We start from the raw sequence: 18671 nt of genomic DNA, 5'->3' as shown, positions 1-18671 counted from the left end.
CGCCTCCTTACGCCGCGCGGGCGTGGAGCGCCTCGTCGAAGCGGTCCCAGGTGGGTCGCAGATCGACGACGCTTCGCTTGCGCCGCGCCTCGTCCATCGACAAAGCCAGGATGCCGGCTTCGAGCGCATCGAGCGTTGAGACGGGCAGCGCGCGGCCGTCGCGGACATGGCCGATGATGTCGGCTGCCATCTGCTCGTCGGCCCCGTAATGCTGCGACAGTTCAGTCGCGGCATATTTGTTTTCGATGACCTTCTTGCCGGTCAGCATCTCGTGGACGTCGAAATAGCCGCGGATGAAATCGCCCTCGGCCATGCCGCGCGAGCCCATGATGCAGAAGCGGCGGAACTGGTCTGGAACGTTGAGATTGGTGTGGAAGTTCATGCCGACGCCGTTGGCATATTCGACGATCGCCACCTGGTAATCGATAATGTCGCCATCGCTGTCGAAAACCTTGTCGGAGCCCATCCAGCCGCTCGGCTTGCGATGGAAGAGTTCGAGATCGTTAACGCCCTCACGGGCCGGATCGTTGGCAGGGATAAAGCTCTTGCGACCGCCGAAGCTCGCGACCCGCTCCGGCCGCGCGCCGACGATGCCGTTATAGAGATCGAGGTCGTGGCAACATTTTTCCAACATGAAGCTGCCGGAATAGCGCTCGTAGCGGCGCCAGTCGCGCATGAAGAAGGCGCCGTGGTAGGGCTCGATGTGCTCGGCCGCCTCGATCGAGACGACCTGGCCGAGCGTTCCGGCGGCCTGGGCGGCACGCAGGTCGCGATACATCGGCGCATAGCGCAGTACGAGACCGACCATCAGACGTTCATGCCCGTACCTGGCCATCAGCCGGGCAAGTTCCAGGCTTTCCTCGACGGTCGTAACGATCGGTTTTTCGCTGAAGACCTTGAGACCGGACTGCAGCCCGATGCGAATATGATCAAGGTGCATGTGGTTCGGCGAACCGATCATCAGCAGATCGAGGTTTTCGTTGGCGACCAGGTCTTCGGGGGTCTCATAGGCGGTGCCGGCGGAAATGCCTTTTTCCGTAAGGCCAGACAGGCCGGCCGGTTTCGGATCGACATAACCGGCGATCTCGAAGCTTTCATCCATGGCCTTGAAGACGTAGCCCAGATAGCCGAGACGGAATCCGAGCCCGATGATGCCCACTTTCATTGTTCTGGCATTCCCCGTTTATGTCGTAATTTATTTTCTCAGACTGAGGCAGATTTTCACCATCGTCAACTGAAATCCGCCCAAATTTTTATTTTCATGAAATTCATTTTCATGTGTGCTCATGCGGTATCAGATTGGTCCTGTTCTGGAGTGCATGCGTGTGGTTGAAATCCGGTTGAGGGGCGTGTGGGGGAGCAGGTTTCCTGCTGCCTTGGAAACGCGTAAAGGCGGCGACGGCTGGCAGCCGACCCGCCGCAAGCATCGCCGCCTGTTTTCTGGGGAGAGGGATTATTTTCCCTGAAACTTCGGGTCCCGCTTCTCGATAAACGCCGTCATGCCTTCCTTCTGATCAGCGGTTGCAAAGAGCGAGTGAAACAGGCGCCGCTCGAAAAGAAGACCCTCGCGCAAGCCGCCTTCAAGGGCGCGATCAACGGCTTCACGCGCGGCCATGGTTGCGGCCTTGCCGTAGCCGGCAATGGTTCGGGCAGCAGCCAGTGTTTCATCCATCAGCTTGTCTGCCGGAACGACACGCGCGACGAGGCCGCAGCGTTCGGCCTCCGTCGCGTCCATCATCCGCCCGGTGAGGATCATGTCCATCGCCTTCGATTTGCCGACGAGTTTCGTCAGCCGCTGGGAGCCGCCCATTCCCGGCATCACGCCAAGCTTGATCTCGGGTTGGCCGAACATGGCCGTGTCGGCGGCGAAGATGATGTCGCACATCATCGCCAACTCGCAGCCGCCGCCGAGCGCGTAGCCCGACACGGCGGCGATCTTCGGCGTCCGGAAGGAAGCGAAGCGATCCCAGGCTGCAAAGAAGTCGTCGCCGAACATGTCGGAGAACGATTTGTCGGCCATTTCCTTGATGTCGGCGCCCGCGGCAAAGGCCTTGTCCGAGCCTCTCAGCACGAAACAGCCGACGCCCGGATCGCGGTCAAGTGGCACTAGTTCGGCTGCCAGCGCGTGCATGATCTCCGAATTCAGCGCGTTGCGGGCGGCGGGCCGGTTCAACGTAATGATCACGACCCGGTCCTGCTGTTCGATGATGATCGGTCTTTCCATTGTCTTGCTCCTGAATTTTCACGGCCGCAGGCTGGGTCCCTCACGCGGCTGCGCCGCCTGATTTTTCGCGCAACAGGTTGATGATACCCGAAAAGTCCTTGTCGGCGTTTCCGAGTTCATTGAACAGTTGATAGAGTTCCGTGGCCTTGGCGCCGAGCGGCGTCGTCGCTCCGGTCGCTGCCGCCGCTTCCTGTGAGAGCTTCAGGTCCTTCAACATGAGCGCTCCAGCAAAACCGGGCTGGTAGTCGTTGTTGGCCGGCGAGGTGGGAACCGGACCGGGCACGGGGCAATAGGTGGTAAGCGACCAGCACTGGCCCGAGGAGACGGACGCCACGTCAAAGAGCGCCTGATGTGTGAGGCCGAGCTTCTCACCGAGCACGAAGGCCTCACCAACGGCGATCATGCTGATACCAAGGATCATGTTGTTGCAGATCTTTGCCGCCTGGCCCGCCGTCGCACCGCCGCAGTGGATGATGCGCTTGCCCATTGCCGCGAATATGGGCTGTCCCTTGGCGAAGACCTCTTCGTGGCCACCGATCATGAAGGTCAGGGTGCCCGCTGCCGCCCCGCCGGTGCCCCCGGAAACCGGTGCGTCGAGCGAAGGACAATTTTCCGCAGCAGCCATGGCATGCGCCTTGCGGGCACTGTCGATGTCGACGGTCGAGCAGTCAATGAGCAGCGTGCCGGAGGGCACGGAGAGCACCAGTTCCCCCCAGACTGACAACACGTGCTTGCCGGCAGGCAGCATGGTGATAACCGTATCGACGGCGTCTACTGCTTCGGCGAGGGACGCACACGGGATCACGCCGGTTTGCCGTGCCTGCTCCAGCAATGCCTGCGACAGGTCGAAGCCCCTGACCGTGTATCCGGCCTTGACCAGATTGGCCGCCATCGGGCCACCCATGTGGCCGAGACCGATAAAGCCGATGGATGTCATGCGCGGGGTCCTCCCTCATTCGTGTCCGAAAAAAGCGGATTGGCAGATGGTTGAAAGTAGGCAGCGACCTGCGTTTCGGTGACGTCACCAAGATGGCCGGGATGCCATTGCGGATTGCGGTCCTTGTCGATGACCGCCGCGCGCACGCCTTCGTAGAAATCATGGCTGCGCAGCACCGCCGCGGTCGCGGCGAACTCCCGTTCGAGACACGATTCCAGGCGTGCCGTCTGCCGTCCGAGCCTCAGCAGGCCAAGCGTGACCTTGAGGCTGAGCGGTGATTTTGCCTTAAGGACGGCGAAGGTTTTTTCGGCGAACGGGCTGCCATCCCGACGCAGGGCTTCGACTATCTCCTCCATCTTGTCGTAGGCAAACAGGCGATCGATCGCCTGTCGATGCGGTTCGAGTGCGGCTGCAGGTGGCGGGGCCGAAAAATCCTGGATGCGGGCGGATATCACCTCACTCGCGTCTCCCGCTGGAAGACTCGCCAAAGCCTCCGCGAGGGCCGGCAGGCGCTCCGACGGGACAAAACGATCTGCAAGGCCGACCAGAATGACATCGGCAGCGCCGAGCGGCTCGCCAGCAAGCGCAACATAAGTCCCCAGTTCGTTGGTCTGGCGGGTCAAGAACCAGGACGCACCGATATCGGGGAAAAATCCGATGCCAGTTTCCGGCATGGCAAAACGGGTTCGCTCCGTCACGATGCGGTGGCTGCCATAGACGGAGATGCCGACACCGCCACCCATGACGATTCCATCCATAAAGGCGATATAGGGTCTGGAATAGCGGCCGATCCGGGCATTGAGACGGTACTCTTCACGCCAGAAGGTTGCCGGCAATCCCGACCCGGCCTTTCCGGCGTCATAGATGGCGCGGATATCGCCGCCGGCGCAAAGGCCGCGCTCGCCCTCGCCTGTAACAAGAACAGCGGCAATGGCCGGATCGTACTCGAACCTGTCCAGCGCAGCTTCGATGTCGCGGACCATCTCAAGTGTCAGGCTGTTCAGCGCTTTTGGACGATTGAGCCGGATACGGCCAAGGGCGCCATCGCGATCGACCAGTGTTTGCGGCGTAGCGCCGAGAGAAACGGGTTCAGATGTGGAGGGCATGGCCAAGGGCTTTCAAAGCGGCTTCCTGGAAGCCTTCGCTGCGCGTCGGGTGCGCATGGATCGTTGCGGCGACGTCTTCCAGGCGCGCGCCCATTTCGATTGCCAGCGCAAAGGTGCTCGACAGTTCGGAGACGCCGGCGCCGACAGCCTGAATGCCGAGGACGAGATTGGTGTCCGCGCGCGCGACCACCCGAACGAATCCATCCTCGGAAAGCGTGGTCATGGCCCGACCGTTGGCGTTGAACGGAAACTGGCCGACGCGGATTTCAAAACCTTGCGCCCTCGCCTCGTCCGGCGAAAAACCGGCGGTGACGATTTCAGGGTCGGTGAAGCACACCGCCGGAATGCAGCGCTTGTCCCATGTTCGCTTCTTTCCCGCCACGATTTCGGCAACCATTTCACCCTGCGCCATGGCGCGGTGGGCCAGCATCGGCTCGCCGGTTATATCGCCAATGGCATGGACGCCGCGCATCGACGTCCGGCAGCGCTCGTCAATGCGCAGGAATTTGCCAGCGCGGTCGAGGTCGAGTTCGTCCAACCCCCAGCCTTCGGTACGCGGCTTGCGCCCGACAGTCACGAGGATTTTGTCGGCAGCAAGCCGCTCCTCGCCCTCGGTGGTTTCGATCAGCAGCGTTTCACCGGAAAGCCCCCGGGCCTTCGCGCCGGTCACGACCCGCACACCCAGTTCGCCCAGCCGCTTGACAACGGGTTTTACCAGTTCGGCATCATATTGCGGCAGGAGTTGCGGCGTCGCTTCAACGACCGTCACCGCAGAGCCCATCTTGGCGAAGGCAATGCCAAGTTCCAACCCGATATAGCCGCCACCCACGACGACGAGTTTCTGGGGCACGGCTTTCAACGACAGCGCCTCGGTCGAGGATATGACCGGCCCTCCGAAGGGCAGCGACGGCAGTTCCACCGGCTCGGAGCCAGTCGCGATCACCACCGTCTCGGCACGGATGACCTGCGTTCCCGTTTCCGTCTCAACCTCGACCGTCTTACCGTCGCGGAAGGTTGCCCTTCCGTGGACGATCTTGACCTTGGCCTTGCGCAACAGGCCGAGCACACCGCTGTTCAGCCGGCCGACGATGCCGTCTTTCCAGGCAACGGTTTTGGTCAGATCGAGCTTTGGAGTCTCGACGCTGATGCCGAGTGGGCTTTTCGCGGCGGCCATATGACTGACTCTTTCGAATTCCTCGGCCGCATGGATAAGCGCCTTGGACGGGATGCAGCCGATGTTGAGGCAAGTGCCGCCGGCTTTGACGGCTTCGACGATGACGGTATCGACCCCAAGCTGCCCGGCGCGAATGGCGCAGATATAGCCACCGGGACCGGCGCCGATGACCAGAAGTTTGCAGACGATCTCTTTCATGGCATCAGCTTTCAATGAAGATCAGCGCGGGGGTTTCGAGCAGCACCTTGAGCCGCTGGACGAAGGCCGCCGCGTCCCAGCCGTCCACGACCCGATGATCGAAGCTCGACGACAGGTTCATCATCTTGCGCGGAATGAACTGGCTGCCGTCCCACATGGGACGCGTCATGATCTTGTTGACGCCGACAATGGCCACTTCAGGGTGATTGATGATCGGCGTCGTCGCGATGCCGCCCATGGCCCCGAGCGAGGTGATGGTGATCGTCGAGCCGGAAAGCTCTTCGCGCAGGGCGGATCCTGTTCTTGCCGCGTCCGCAAGGCGCACCAGTTCGGTGGCGCAGTTCCAGATGTTGCGCGCTTCGGCATGACGCACGACCGGGACGGTGAGGCCCGCCGGCGTCTGGGTCGCAATACCGATGTGGACGGCACCGTGACGCGAGATGATGCCGGCATCATCATCGAAAGTGGCATTCACGCCTGGTTGCTCCGCGACCGCTTTCACAATCGCCCGCATCAGAAAGGGCAGGATCGTCAGCTTCGTCTGGTCCGGTTTGCGGCTGGCGTTCATGGTCGTCCGCAGATCTTCGAGATCAGTGACATCGATCTCCTCCACATAGGTGATGTGGGGAATGCGCGAGGTGGCGAGCACCATCTTTTCGGAGATACGGCGGCGAAGGCCGGTGACTTTGATCTCCTCGACCGCCGTTTTCATGGCAAGACCCGCCGGCGTGACCGAGGGCTGAGCGCCACGCGCAAGAAACTGGTCGAGGTCGTCGTGAGTGATGCGTCCTGCCGGCCCGGTGCCCGGGACCTGACGCAGGTCGATGCCGCTCTCCTGCGCCCGAAGACGAACGGCCGGCGAGGCAAGCGGCTTGTCTGCCGGCGACTGCACCACGGCACGGGCCACCGGTGCGGGCTGCACCGGTGTCTTCACCTCGACTGACGGCGGGCTTTCCACCTTCGCGGGGGGAGATTGCTCGTCGGTGGTGTCAATGGTCACCGCTTCCGGCACCGGAGCAGCAGCGACCTCGCCCCCCTCGCCTGCCACCTGAATGCGCAGCAGCGGCGATTTGACGGCAACGGTATCGCCAATCTCTGCCCCCAGCCACAGAACCGTGCCGGTCACCGGTGAGGGTATCTCGACCGTTGCCTTGTCGGTCATGACGGCGGCAAGCACCATGTCCTCACGAACGGGATCGCCTGGTTTCACATGCCATTCGACGAGCTCGGCCTCGGCCACGCCTTCGCCGACATCCGGCATCTTGATGATGAATTCACCCATGGTCACGCCTCCATGACTTCGGCGAGCGCGCGTCCGACGCGGGCGGGTCCCGGAAAATAGTCCCATTCCTGCGCATGCGGATAAGGCGTGTCCCATCCGGTTACGCGAACCACCGGTGCCTCCAGATGGTAGAAACAATGCTCCTGCACCAGCGCCACCACCTCAGCGCCATAGCCGGACGTCAGGGTCGCCTCGTGTACCATGACGCAGCGGCCGGTCTTGGTGACGGACTGCACGACGGTGTCGAGATCGAGCGGCAGCAGGCTGCGCAGATCGATCACCTCCGCATCGATGCCCATTTCCTCGGCTGCTGCCAGCGCGACATGAACCATGGTGCCATAGGCAATGACGGTGACGGCGGATCCTGGCCGGCGGATTTCGGCCTTGCCGATCGGGATGCTGTAGTGGCCTTCGGGAACCTCACCAAGATCATGCTTCGACCAGGGCGTGACCGGCTTTTCATGATGGCCGTCGAAGGGGCCGTTGTAGAGCCGCTTCGGTTCGAGGAACATCACCGGGTCCGGGTCCTCGATCGCCGCGATCAGCAGCCCCTTGGCATCGTAGGGATTGGAGGGGACGACGACCTTCAGGCCGCAGACATGGGTAAACAGCGCCTCCGGACTCTGGCTGTGCGTCTGGCCACCGAAAATGCCGCCGCCGGTGGGCATGCGCAAGACGATCGGGCAGGTGAAATCGCCGTTGGAGCGGTAGCGGATGCGGGCAGCTTCCTGGGTGATCTGGTCGTAGGCCGGATACATGTAGTCGGCGAACTGGATCTCCACACAGGGTTTCAAGCCATAGGCAGCCATGCCGATCGCCGTCCCGACGATGCCGCTTTCGCTGATCGGCGTATCGAAACAGCGGGTCCTGCCGTATTTTGCCTGCAGGCCTTGCGTACAGCGGAAGACGCCGCCGAAATAGCCAACGTCCTCGCCGAAGACGACCACGTCATCGTCGCGCTCCATCGAGACGTCCATGGCGCTGCGCACCGCCTCGATCATTGTCATTCTGGCCATGTCAGTATCCTGCCTTCTGCCTCTGACGGCGAATATGTGCGGGCATCTCGGCATAGACCCCCTCGAAGATGTCGCGCACCGAGGGCTTACCGCCGGCATGCAGCGTACCGTGCGCCTCCGCCTGCTTCTGTGCCTGGATCACTTCGTCGAGGATCTCGGCTTCCGCCTGCACGTGTCGTTCCTCAGACCAGACACCCCTGGCGATCAGATGCTTCTTGAGGCGCAGAACGGGATCGCCGAGCGGCCAGGCTTCCGATTCCGTCTTCGGGCGATAGGCGCTCGGATCGTCCGAGGTCGAATGCGCGCCGACGCGATAGGTGACGTACTCAATGAGCGTCGGCCCGAGATTGCGCCGGGCGCGCTCGGCCGCCCAGCTGGAAACGGCGTAGACGGCCAGATAATCGTTGCCATCGACGCGAAGGGCCGGGATGCCGAAACCCAGGCCACGCGCGGCAAACGTGCCGGAGCCGCCGCGGGCAATGCCCTGGAAGGTCGAGATCGCCCACTGATTGTTGACGATGTTGAGGATGACCGGTGCCTTGTAGGTCGAGGCAAAGACCAGCGCAGAATGAAAATCCGATTCCGCCGTCGAACCGTCACCGATCCACGCCGCCGCGATCCTGGTGTCGTTCTTGATGGCCGAGGCCATGGCCCAGCCAACCGCCTGGACATATTGGGTGGCCAGATTGCCGGAGATGGTGAAGAAGCCATGCTCCTTTGAGGAATACATGATTGGCAGCTGCCGGCCGCGCAGCGGATCGCTCTCGTTCGAGTAGATCTGGTTCATCATCTCGACCATCGGATAGTCATCCGCGATGAGCAGCCCTGCCTGGCGATAGGTTGGGAAGTTCATGTCGCCCTTGCGCAAAGCCTTGCGGAAGGCGCAGCTGACCGCCTCCTCGCCGAGATGCTGCATGTAGAACGAGGTCTTGCCTTGCCGCTGCGCCATCAGCATGCGGGCATCGAAGGCACGCAGCTTCATCATGTTGCGCAGACCCGTCAGCAGTTCCTCGTCCGACAGCAAGCCGGCCCAGGGACCAACCGCGTCTCCGTCGCGGTTGAGGACGCGAATGATCGAATAGGCGAGATCCCGGATCTCTTCCGACGCGACATCGACCTCCGGCCGTGGCACGACGCCGGCCTTGGCGATCTTGACATTGGAAAAATCCGGCTGATCGCCGGGCCGGACTGCCGGCTCCGGAACATGCAGACTTAATTGCGGGAACTCGGTCATGCCCTCGTTCTTCCTCCCCTTTTCGCCCACGCTCTCCTCTTCTCTCCCGGAAAACGAGGGGCCCTCATTTCACAGAGTACGCGCAATCACGATGCGCTGCACGTCGCTTGTTCCCTCATAGATCTGGCAGATACGGACATCGCGGTAGATGCGTTCCACCGGATAATCGGACATATATCCATAGCCGCCATGGATCTGGATCGCATCCGAGCAGACCTTTTCCGCCATTTCCGAGGCAAAGAGTTTGGCCATCGAGGCTTCGGTCAGGCAGGGCTCCCCGCTTTCCTTCAATTGCGCAGCATGCAGCACCATTTGCCGTGCAACCTCGATCCGCGTTGCCATGTCGGCGAGACGGAAGGCGACCGCCTGATGTTCGATGATGGGCTTGCCGAAGGCGATGCGTTCGCGGGCGTAGTCGCGCGCCGCCTCGAAGGCCGCGCGCGCCATCCCGACCGATTGCGAAGCAATGCCGATCCGGCCGCCTTCGAGATTGGCGAGCGCGATCCTGTAGCCGTCACCCTCTTGCCCAAGCCGCAAATCCGCAGGGATACGCATGTCGGTAAAAGCGATCTGACAGGTATCGGAGGAATGCAGGCCGAGCTTGTGCTCCACGCGCACGACCTCGTAGCCGGGCGTATCCGTTGGCACGATGAAGGCGGTAATGCCCTTCTTGCCGGCAGCGGCATCGGTGACGGCGAAAACGATGATGACCTGTCCGTTCTTGCCCGATGTGATGAACTGCTTGGCGCCGTCAAGCACATAGTGATCGCCGTCGCGGCGAGCGCGGGTGCGCAGGTTTGAAGCATCCGAACCGGCCTGCGGTTCCGTCAGTGCAAAGCCGCCGATCCATTCGCCGCACGCGAGCTTGGGCAGGAAGCGCTGCTTCTGTTCCTCCGTCCCGAATTTGAGGATAGGCACGCAGCCGACGGAACTGTGAACGCTCATGATCGTCGAGCAAGGGCCATCGCCGGCGGCTATCTCTTCGATTGCGACGGCGTAGGCGACGGTTCCCGTCTCCGAGCCCCCGTAGGTTTCAGGCACAAGCATGCCGAGGAAGCCGAGTTCGCCCATCTCCTTCAATTCGGCTTTCGGAAAGGAATGCGACACATCGCGCTCGGCGGCGCCTGGCATCAGGCGTTCGCGGGCGAAGTCGCGAGCCATGTCGCGAATCTGGACTTGCTGTTCAGTCAGGATCATCTATCGGTCTCCTCCCAGCCCGATCACGGCCGCTCGACCGCGATGGCAGTAGCCTCGCCGCCGCCTATGCAAAGCGAGGCCATGCCGCGTTGCAGCCCGTAACGTTCGAGCGCAGCCAGCAGTGTGACGATGACGCGTGCGCCGGACGCGCCGATCGGGTGACCAAGCGCACAGGCACCGCCATGCACATTGACCTTGTCATGCGGCAGGTCGAGGTCGCGCATCGCGGCCATCGCAACGACGGCAAAGGCTTCGTTGATCTCGAACAGATCGACATCCTTCAAATCCCAGCCAGTCCGTTCCGAGAGCCTGTTCAGGGCGCCGATCGGCGCGGTCGCGAAGAGATTGGGCGCCTGCGCGTGGGTCGCATGACCGGCAATGGTCGCAAGCGGCGTGAGGCCCCTGCGATCGGCTTCGGAGCGGCGCATCAGCACGAGCGCCGCTGCGCCATCGGAAATCGAGCTGGAGTTGGCGGCCGTCACCGTTCCGTTTTCACGGAATGCCGGCTTTAGTGTCGGGATCTTTTCAAGTCGCGCCTGACCGGGCTGTTCGTCGCGGCTGACAACCTGCTCCGTTCTTGCGCTCTTCACCGTGACCGGCGTGATTTCGGCGTCGAAAAGTCCCTCCTTAACAGCCTTCTGCGCGCGCCCCAGCGAGGTCACTGCAAAATCGTCCTGCGCAGGCCGGGTGAACTGATAGGCCTCAGCGCAATCCTCCGCAAAAGTCCCCATCAGCCTTCCCTTGTCATAGGCATCCTCCAGCCCGTCGAGGAACATGTGATCAATGATGCGGCCATGACCGAGCCGGTAACCGCCGCGTGCACGATCGAGCAGATAGGGCGCATTGCTCATGCTTTCCATGCCGCCGGCAACAGCAATGTTCGCGCTGCCGGCCGCGATCAGGTCATGCGCCAGCATCACCGCCTTCATGCCCGAGCCGCACATCTTGTTGACGGTGCTTGCGCCTGTCGCGAAGGGGAGGCCAGCGCCGATCGCGGCCTGTCGCGCCGGCGCCTGCCCCTGGCCGGCCGGCAGGACGCAGCCGAAAACCACTTCCTCCACCGCGTCGGCGGAAACGGCGCCGCGCTCGAGGGCGGCGCGAATGGCCGCAGCCCCGAGTTGCGGAGCGGTTGCATCCTTCAGTTCGCCCTGAAACCCGCCCATTGCGGTGCGGGCGGAACCGACGATGACGATTGGATCAAGCATTGCCATGACAACCTCCCGGAACTCGCCTCAACGCGGCCCCATTCGCAAGGCGCCGTCCAGGCGGATCACCTCGCCGTTCAGCATCGTATTCTCGCAGATATGGCGTACCAGCGCCGCAAATTCTGCAGGGCGGCCGAGCCGGGGCGGAAAGGGCACGCCCTTGCCCAGTGCATCCTGAACCTCCTGCGGCATGCTGGCCATCATCGGCGTTTCGAAGATACCGGGTGCGATCGAAACGACGCGGATGCCGTGGCGGGCCAATTCGCGGGCGATCGGCAGGGTCATGCCGACGACCCCGCCCTTCGAAGCCGCGTATGCGGCCTGACCGATCTGTCCGTCGAAGGCAGCAATCGAAGCGGTGTTGACGACAATGCCCCGCTCGCCTTCGCGGTCCGGTTCCTCCTTGTGGATGACCGACGCCGCAAGACGGATCATGTTGAAGGTGCCGACGAGATTGATGCCGATGGCGCGGCTGAAATTTTCGAGGCGGTGGGGACCGTCGCGACCCAACACCTTTTCGCCGGGCGCGATGCCCGCGCAGTTTACCAGACCATGCAGATGGCCGAAGGCCTCAAGCGCTGCGTTGACCGCGGCCAGACCGTCCGCTTCGCTGGTGACGTCGGTGCGCGCGAAACGCGCGCTCGCGGCACCCAGTTCGGCGCTCATCCGCTCGCCGGCCTCGAGTTTGACATCGGCAATGATGACCCGGGCTTCAGCCTCGACCAGCATGCGGGCGACGGCCGCGCCCAAGCCCGACGCGCCACCTGTCACCACAAAGACCTTGCCGGGGATCAACATGATCGTCCGCTCCCATTTAGAGCGGGCACGGGTGCTGATTTTCGATCCATCCACAGCCCTCCCCTGCCGCGCCTGATCCAGGGCGCCCTTGTTGACTGCGCCATCTTGCGCGACTCTACGCCGACGCAGTATTGCAATCGATGACAGAACTGTCCTTCATTTTTCGGCCAGTTTTGCCATACGAGAGGAGAAGCGATGGCGGATGCGGACCGGCGGATGATCTCGCCCTACTTTGTGGAGGAGGCGCTGGATTGCCTGCGGCGACAGGGCAAGCCGACGGCGCCGCTGCTGGCGTCGCTCGGCCTGCCGCCAGTGATCGAAAGGCCGATTTCGGCTGAAAGCTATGGCGCCCTCTGGCTAGCTGTTGCAGCTGCGGTCGATGACGAATTCTTCGGCATGGGCGGGCGGCCGATGCGCCGCGGCAGCTTCACGCTGCTTTGCCATTGCGTGCTGCACGCAAAGACCCTGGAACAGGCGCTACGGCGTGCCTTGCGGTTTCTCGGCGTCGTGCTCGACGATCCTAGCGGCGAACTCGTCATCCGCGACGGCCTCGCCGAAATCGTGCTGACGGACAAGGGCGAGGCCCGCTCGGCCTTCGCCTACCGCACCTACTGGATCCTGCTGCACGGCATCACCTGCTGGCTGGTCGGGCGTCGCATCCCGATCCGCAGGGTGGACTTCCGTTGTGCTGAGCCGCAACAGGGCGCCGATTACCGCCTGTTTTTTGGGGCGCCTGTACAGTTTTCACAACCCGTCAGCCGCCTTGCCTTCGACCGCGCGGTGCTGAAGCTGCCGATCGTTCGAACCGAGCAGGCCCTGAAGCAATTTCTCCGCGGTGCTCCAGCCAATATTCTGGTGCGCTATCGGTATGACGCTGGAATCGCCGCAAGCGTACGCAAGCGGCTGCGGCAAGCGACACCGTCAGCATGGTCCAGCTTCAGTGAGCTTGCGGCGCAGATGAAGATGTCTCCGTCGACGCTGCGCCACCGCCTGCAGAGTGAAGGCCAAAGTTATGCCAGCATCAAGGACGAGATCCGTCGGGACCTTGCGATCAAGATGCTGCTGCATGGACACGGCAGTGTTGGAGACATTGCCGCCCAGGTCGGCTTCTCCGAGCCCAGCGCCTTCCACCGCGCCTTCCGCAAATGGACGTCGAAGAGCCCCGCAGCCTTCCGGCGCGAGGAGGGTTCGGTTGTTGCCCTCTCCGAACGTTAGGCCCTCGCGCTTCCATCAAAAGGATTCATTCTAGATCCCGATCACGCAGGCGCCACCGGTCAGTCCCGCGCCCGCCGCAGTCAACAGCAGTTTTTCGCCGGCGGCGAAAGGCACAGCCTGTTGGGCAAGCGATAGGGAAAGCGGGATCGTTGCGGCGGAAGAGTTTCCATAGTCCATGATCGTGCGAACGGTCCTTTCCGGTTCGATGCCAAGATGGCTGCAGACGGCATCGAAGATGCGTGCGTTTGCCTGGTGCGGAACAAAACGGCTGACATCCGCAGCGGCGAGTTCTGCTTTTGCAAGTGCCCGTTCGCCACACAGGCTCATCATCCCGACCGCCTGCGTATACATCTCCCGACCGTCACGCATCGTCATCAGGCATTCGCTCGCTGCGACGTCCGCCGCAAAGGGCCGGTTGCTTCCACCAGCCGGAATCGAGATCAGGTCGTAGCGGCTGCCATCGGACGCAAGGTCGACGCCGAGTAGCCCCGTGTCGGGGACCTCTGACGGCATCAGCACGACGGCGCCTGCGGCATCGGCAAACAGCACTGCGCTTGCCCGCTCGGCCGGGTTGATTCGGCGGCTCAATATGTTGGCCGCAACGACCAGGACCGGACGGCCATGCGCGCGGACAAAGCCGTCGGCGAGCGTCAGCGCATAGAGGAAGCCGGAACAGGCACCGGCGAGATCGATCGCACCGGAATTGGCAAGCCCGAGCTGATGGGCAAGAAGCGGCGCCGAAGGCGGCAAAAGATGATCTGGCGTTGAGGTAGCAAGAAGCGTAAGTGCGATATCGCCCGGGACTGTGCCGGCATTTTCGAGTGCCATCGCTCCGGCCTTCGCAGCAAGGCCGGACAGCGTATCGCCAGGCTCCGCCCAATGCCGCGCCCTGATGCCGGTCCGGCGCTCGATCCAGCCCGGCTCGAGGCCGAGGCTTTCCTCGATCTCGGTGTTTTCGACGCGGCGATGAGGAACGCAATGACCGAAACCGGCAAGCCGCGACGACCGCGCCCCCTTCAAAGCCGCCCCGCCGCGAAATACACCGCCGCTTCGTCGATGGCGTCATAGGCCAGGTCGAGTTCGGCGGCTGTGACACAATAAGGTGGCATCAGGTAGATGACGTTTCCCAGCGGCCGGATCAGCAGTTTTCGCTCGCGAAAGAAGGCCCTGAGCCGCGGACCGACATCCGACAGATAGCCGCCTGCCGGGACGCGCAGATCGAGAGCCGTGATCGTGCCCGCCTGCCGAATATTGGCGAAGCGCAGATCCTCCTGGAAACGGGCAAGCCGCTCCTGTTGCATGCCCACTAGCGAGCCGATGCGCTCGCGCACCGGCTCGTCCTTCCACACGGCAAGATTAGCGACGGCGGCCGCGCAGGCAATCGGATTGGCGGTGTAGGAGCTCGAATGGAAGAACGTCCGGCGACGGTCCGCAGACAGATGCGCTTCGAATATTTCGGCGGTGCAGAGCGTCGCGGCAAGCGGCAGGCTGCCGCCGGTCAGGCCCTTGGACGTGCAGAGGATATCGGGCATCACACTGGCCTGTTCGCAAGCGAACAGGCTGCCCGTGCGCCCCCAGCCGGTCATCACCTCGTCGGCGATCATCAGGGCGCCATGCCTCTCAGCGATCCGCTTCAACTCAGTGAGGACAGAGGCCGGATAGATGCGCATGCCGCCGGCGCCGAGAACAAGCGGCTCGATCAACAACGCCGCCACATGGCCTGTCGCGCAGAAACGCTCGAAGGCATCGAACGTCGCCTGCTCCCGGCCGGTCACCGGAAACGGCAGCCGGTCGACGCCGAACAGCAGCGGCTCGTAGGCCGCGTTGAAGACGCCGCGTTCGCCTGCCGACATCGTGCCGATCGTATCGCCGTGATAGCCGTCCTCCATGACGCAGATGCGGCCGCGCGGCGCGCCGGAATTGTGGAAGAAGCCGAGCGCCATTTTCAGCGCGACTTCGACCGAGGTCGAGCCGCTGTCGGAATAAAAGACATGCGTGAGCCCGGCCGGTGCGATCTCGATCAGGCCCCGCGCCAGTTCCTCGGCCGGTTCATGGGTGTATTCAGCGAAGATGATCTGGTCGTAGGTCTCACATGCCGTCTGGATCGCCTTCATGATCGCGGGATGACGGTGGCCGTGGGTAATGACCCACCAGGAAGAAATCGCATCGAGGATGCGCGAGCCGTCCTCATCGACCATGCACGCGCCGTCCGTTTGTATGACGCGCTTCATCGACGGTTCTAGCGCATGCTGGGTGAAGGGGTGCCAGACGGGTGAGGTCATGCCGTCCTCTCCTGAAAGGAAGAAAGTGGGAAATGGTCGCGAAAGGTGTGTTCCAAACGCGCCGGCGTCAGCGGGTCAAGGGGCGGCAGACGCCCGAGAATCGGCACTTGCCCCATCGCGCCAACAATCCGTTGCGTTTCTGCTTCCTCGTCGCCGATAAACGCCACGCCGAAAATGGGGATGGACCTGTTGCGCAGCGCTTCGAGCGACAGCAGCGTGTGATTGATCGTGCCGAGCCCCGTGCGCGCGCAGAGGATCACGGGGATGCGCCAGCGCGCAAAGACATCGGCGAACACGTGGTTTTCCGTCAACGGCACCAAAAGACCTCCGGCCCCTTCGATGACGAGCGGCGTGTCGGTCAGTGGCGGCGTCAGGGTCTCGGGTGCGATCTCGACCTCGTCGAGGCGCGCAGCGAGATGCGGCGACGCGGGGGTTCTGAGCCGATAGGCTTCCGGCAGAATGCGTTCCGGCGGCAGGCAGCCCAACCGGCTGACGGTCTGGCTGTCCGTTTCTTCCTCGAGCCCCGACTGCACCGGCTTCCAGTAAGCGCCGCCGAGTGCCGCAGTCAGCGCGGCGGAAAACACGGTCTTGCCGATGCCGGTGTCCGTGCCGGTCACGACGAAACGCATCACGACGTCTCCTCCGCCATGATGGCCGCCAGTCGCACGAACATGCGGCTGATGACGCTCTCATCAACGTTGAGCGTGATCGCGATCCTCAGCCGTGCTGTGCCTTCGGGAACGGTCGGCGGGCGAATGGCGCGGATGTCGAAGCCTTCGGCCCGCATGCGCGCGGCGATACGGATCGCCCGCCCGTTGTCGCCGACGATCACGGGCAGGATCTGCGAGCCGCTGCCCGCCATCCCGAGCTTGTCGGCAAGTTCCCTGTTGGCAAAGTTGCGCAAGGCGTCGAAGTCCGCGCGCCGTTTTGGCTCATCCACGAGCATGCGCAGGGCTTCGCGCACGGCAGCCGCCATCAGCGGCGACGGCGCGGTCGAATAGATGAAACCACGCGCCCGGTTGACCAGATAGTCGCACAGCGCCGCGCTTGCACCGAGCAGTGCGCCGGAAACCCCGAGCGCCTTGCCGCAGGTGTGCAGCACGATCACATTCCTCCGGTTCTCCAACTCGGCGGCGAGACCACGACCGCCGGCACCGAAGACGCCCGTCGCATGCGCCTCGTCGATCACCAGAAAGCCGGCATGGCGTTCGGCAAGGGCTGCAAGTGCTGCGAGCGGTGCCCGGTCGCCGTCCATCGAATAGAGGCTTTCGACCGCGATCCACGGATGGCCGGTGCCGCCGCCCTGCCGCCAGCGGGTGATCGCCTCTTCGAACGCCGCGACATCGTTGTGCGCTGCCGCCACCGCCTGTGCCCGGCTCGCCTGCATCCCCTCGTGCGCACTGGCATGCACCAGCGCGTCATGCACGATCAGATCGCCGCGCTGCGGTAGGGTTGAAAAAAGCGCGGCATTGGCGGCAAAGCCGGTGCTGAAGTAGAGGACGCGCTCGGCCTCAAAAAAGGCAGCGGCCTCCGCCTCCAGCGCTTCATGCTCCGGGTGGTTGCCGCGCAACAGCCGCGAGCCGCCCGCACCAACGGGTACACCACGCTGAAGGGCTGCCGTGATCGCCGTTGCCAGCCGCGTCGAACCGGCAAAGCCGAGGTAATCGTTCGAGCTGAAATCGACGCCGTCCCGCACCATCAGCGTCCGAAGCCGCTCACGGCGCTCCAGCCCCGCCAGCGTCGCTTCATAGCGCGCGAGCCGCGTCGGCGTCATTCAGCGGGCTCCAGTTCCATGGGCTTCAGACCAAGACGGCGGAACAGCGCCATATCGTGATCCTCGCCCGGGTTCTCGGTGGTGAGCAGTGTATCGCCGGCAAAGATCGAATTGGCGCCGGCGAAGAAACAGAGCGCCTGCATTTCGTCGCTCATCTGGGTGCGCCCGGCCGACAGGCGGACGTGCGTGGACGGCATAAGGATGCGGGCGAGCGCGATGGTTCTGACGAATTCGATCGGATCGACCGGATCCGCGTCGGCCAGCCGCGAACCGGGTATGGGAATCAGCATGTTGATCGGCACGCTCTCGGGCGCAGGCTGGAGATTGGCGAGCGTTACCAGCATGGAGATGCGGTCGTCGGTCGTTTCGCCCATGCCGAGAATGCCACCGGCGCAGACCTTCATGCCCGCTTCGCGCACGTTCGACAGGGTCTCCAGCCTGTCGGCAAAGGTGCGTGTGGTGATGATTTCGGAGTAGAATTCTTCCGACGTATCGATATTGTGGTTGTAGTAGTCGAGGCCGGCCTTGGCCAGTTCGCCGGCCTGGGCGGGCGACAGCATGCCGAGTGTCATGCAGGTCTCCATTCCAAGCGCCTTGACGCCTCCGACCATGGCAACGAGCGTTTCCATGTCGCGGTCCTTCGGACTACGCCATGCAGCGCCCATGCAATAGCGGGTCGCACCCTCAGCCTTCGCCTTGCGCGCTTCGGCGACGACCTTTTCGACCATCATCAGCTTGGAAGCCTTGAGACCGGTCGGCGAATGGGCCGACTGGCTGCAATAGCCGCAATCCTCGGCACAGCCGCCCGTCTTTATCGACAAAAGCCGGCTCAACTGCACGGCATTGGGATCGAAATTGGCGCGATGAACGGTTTGGGCGCGATACAGCAGATCATTGAACGGCAAATTATAGATAACTTTGGCCTGCGCGAGTGACGTGCATTTCTCTAGCGCACTCTTAGGCGCCTCCGCGCGGTTTTCGGCTGTGTTTTCGTGCAACATTCTCAATCGGCTCCCTTCGATGCGACTG

The 18671-nt window shown here is 63.0% G+C and carries 16 protein-coding genes and 2 pseudogenes; 1 reads left to right on the top strand and 17 read right to left on the bottom strand.

What is annotated here, in order from left to right:
- Positions 1-7 precede the first annotated feature (7 nt).
- From JNB71_RS16465 to JNB71_RS16415, 12 genes and pseudogenes are all read right to left on the bottom strand, one after another.
- Positions 8-1165, bottom strand: coding sequence for a Gfo/Idh/MocA family protein (locus JNB71_RS16465; protein WP_220372849.1), 1158 nt, complete (start codon positions 1163-1165; stop codon positions 8-10).
- Positions 1166-1453: 288 nt separating this feature from the next.
- Complete coding sequence (locus JNB71_RS16460) at positions 1454-2224, bottom strand: enoyl-CoA hydratase (protein ID WP_220372848.1); 771 nt, start codon at positions 2222-2224, stop codon at positions 1454-1456.
- A 40-nt stretch (positions 2225-2264) separates the two neighbouring features.
- Entirely contained in the window at positions 2265-3161 is an 897-nt protein-coding gene (gene mmsB / locus JNB71_RS16455) for a 3-hydroxyisobutyrate dehydrogenase (RefSeq protein WP_220372847.1), read from the bottom strand.
- The gene (locus JNB71_RS16450; RefSeq protein ID WP_220372846.1) at positions 3158-4267 is read right to left on the bottom strand and encodes an enoyl-CoA hydratase/isomerase family protein; all 1110 of its coding nucleotides are present in this window, start codon (positions 4265-4267) and stop codon (positions 3158-3160) included. The genes mmsB and JNB71_RS16450 overlap by 4 nt, the downstream gene beginning before the upstream one ends.
- A complete protein-coding gene (gene lpdA / locus JNB71_RS16445; protein WP_220372845.1) occupies positions 4251-5639 on the bottom strand; it encodes a dihydrolipoyl dehydrogenase in 1389 nt (462 codons plus the stop codon). The genes JNB71_RS16450 and lpdA overlap by 17 nt, the downstream gene beginning before the upstream one ends.
- A gap of 4 nt (positions 5640-5643) precedes the next feature.
- Positions 5644-6558 (bottom strand): annotated as a pseudogene (locus tag JNB71_RS16440) (dihydrolipoamide acetyltransferase family protein); the annotation flags it as partial.
- Positions 6559-6659: 101 nt separating this feature from the next.
- Positions 6660-6921: pseudogene (locus tag JNB71_RS24840) on the bottom strand (biotin/lipoyl-containing protein); the annotation flags it as partial.
- A gap of 2 nt (positions 6922-6923) precedes the next feature.
- A complete protein-coding gene (locus JNB71_RS16435; RefSeq protein ID WP_220372843.1) occupies positions 6924-7937 on the bottom strand; it encodes an alpha-ketoacid dehydrogenase subunit beta in 1014 nt (337 codons plus the stop codon).
- A gap of 1 nt (position 7938) precedes the next feature.
- Positions 7939-9171 carry a 3-methyl-2-oxobutanoate dehydrogenase (2-methylpropanoyl-transferring) subunit alpha gene (locus JNB71_RS16430; protein ID WP_220372842.1) on the bottom strand — a complete coding sequence of 411 codons (1233 nt, stop codon included), beginning with the start codon at positions 9169-9171 and terminating at the stop codon, positions 7939-7941.
- Between the two features lie 69 nt (positions 9172-9240).
- A complete protein-coding gene (locus JNB71_RS16425; RefSeq protein WP_220372841.1) occupies positions 9241-10368 on the bottom strand; it encodes an acyl-CoA dehydrogenase family protein in 1128 nt (375 codons plus the stop codon).
- A 23-nt stretch (positions 10369-10391) separates the two neighbouring features.
- The gene (locus JNB71_RS16420) at positions 10392-11579 is read right to left on the bottom strand and encodes an acetyl-CoA C-acyltransferase (protein ID WP_220372840.1); all 1188 of its coding nucleotides are present in this window, start codon (positions 11577-11579) and stop codon (positions 10392-10394) included.
- A 21-nt stretch (positions 11580-11600) separates the two neighbouring features.
- Complete coding sequence (locus JNB71_RS16415) at positions 11601-12371, bottom strand: 3-hydroxyacyl-CoA dehydrogenase (RefSeq protein ID WP_220372960.1); 771 nt, start codon at positions 12369-12371, stop codon at positions 11601-11603.
- A 195-nt stretch (positions 12372-12566) separates the two neighbouring features.
- Between JNB71_RS16415 and JNB71_RS16410 the strand changes: the two genes are divergently transcribed.
- Entirely contained in the window at positions 12567-13586 is a 1020-nt protein-coding gene (locus JNB71_RS16410) for an AraC family transcriptional regulator (RefSeq protein ID WP_220372839.1), read from the top strand.
- Between the two features lie 30 nt (positions 13587-13616).
- Here the strand turns inward: JNB71_RS16410 and JNB71_RS16405 are convergent, their stop codons facing one another.
- From JNB71_RS16405 to bioB, 5 genes are read right to left on the bottom strand one after another with little or no spacing between them, the layout of a single operon-like run.
- Entirely contained in the window at positions 13617-14606 is a 990-nt protein-coding gene (locus JNB71_RS16405) for a beta-ketoacyl-ACP synthase III (protein ID WP_220372838.1), read from the bottom strand.
- Complete coding sequence (locus tag JNB71_RS16400; RefSeq protein ID WP_220372837.1) at positions 14603-15868, bottom strand: adenosylmethionine--8-amino-7-oxononanoate transaminase; 1266 nt, start codon at positions 15866-15868, stop codon at positions 14603-14605. Before JNB71_RS16400 ends, JNB71_RS16405 begins: the two co-directional genes overlap by 4 nt.
- Positions 15865-16497 carry a dethiobiotin synthase gene (gene bioD, locus JNB71_RS16395; RefSeq protein ID WP_220372836.1) on the bottom strand — a complete coding sequence of 211 codons (633 nt, stop codon included), beginning with the start codon at positions 16495-16497 and terminating at the stop codon, positions 15865-15867. The genes JNB71_RS16400 and bioD overlap by 4 nt, the downstream gene beginning before the upstream one ends.
- Positions 16497-17642: an 8-amino-7-oxononanoate synthase gene (locus tag JNB71_RS16390; RefSeq protein ID WP_220372835.1), complete on the bottom strand. Its 1146-nt coding sequence runs from the start codon at positions 17640-17642 to the stop codon at positions 16497-16499. The genes bioD and JNB71_RS16390 overlap by 1 nt, the downstream gene beginning before the upstream one ends.
- Positions 17639-18643, bottom strand: a complete 1005-nt coding sequence (gene bioB / locus JNB71_RS16385) for a biotin synthase BioB (RefSeq protein WP_220372834.1) — start codon at positions 18641-18643, stop codon at positions 17639-17641. Before bioB ends, JNB71_RS16390 begins: the two co-directional genes overlap by 4 nt.
- Positions 18644-18671 lie beyond the last annotated feature (28 nt).

Source organism: Rhizobium herbae (assembly GCF_019511375.1).
Classification (GTDB): domain Bacteria; phylum Pseudomonadota; class Alphaproteobacteria; order Rhizobiales; family Rhizobiaceae; genus Pararhizobium; species Pararhizobium herbae_A.
Note: the sequence above shows the minus strand (reverse complement) of the source record. Positions and strands in the feature narration are given on the sequence as shown.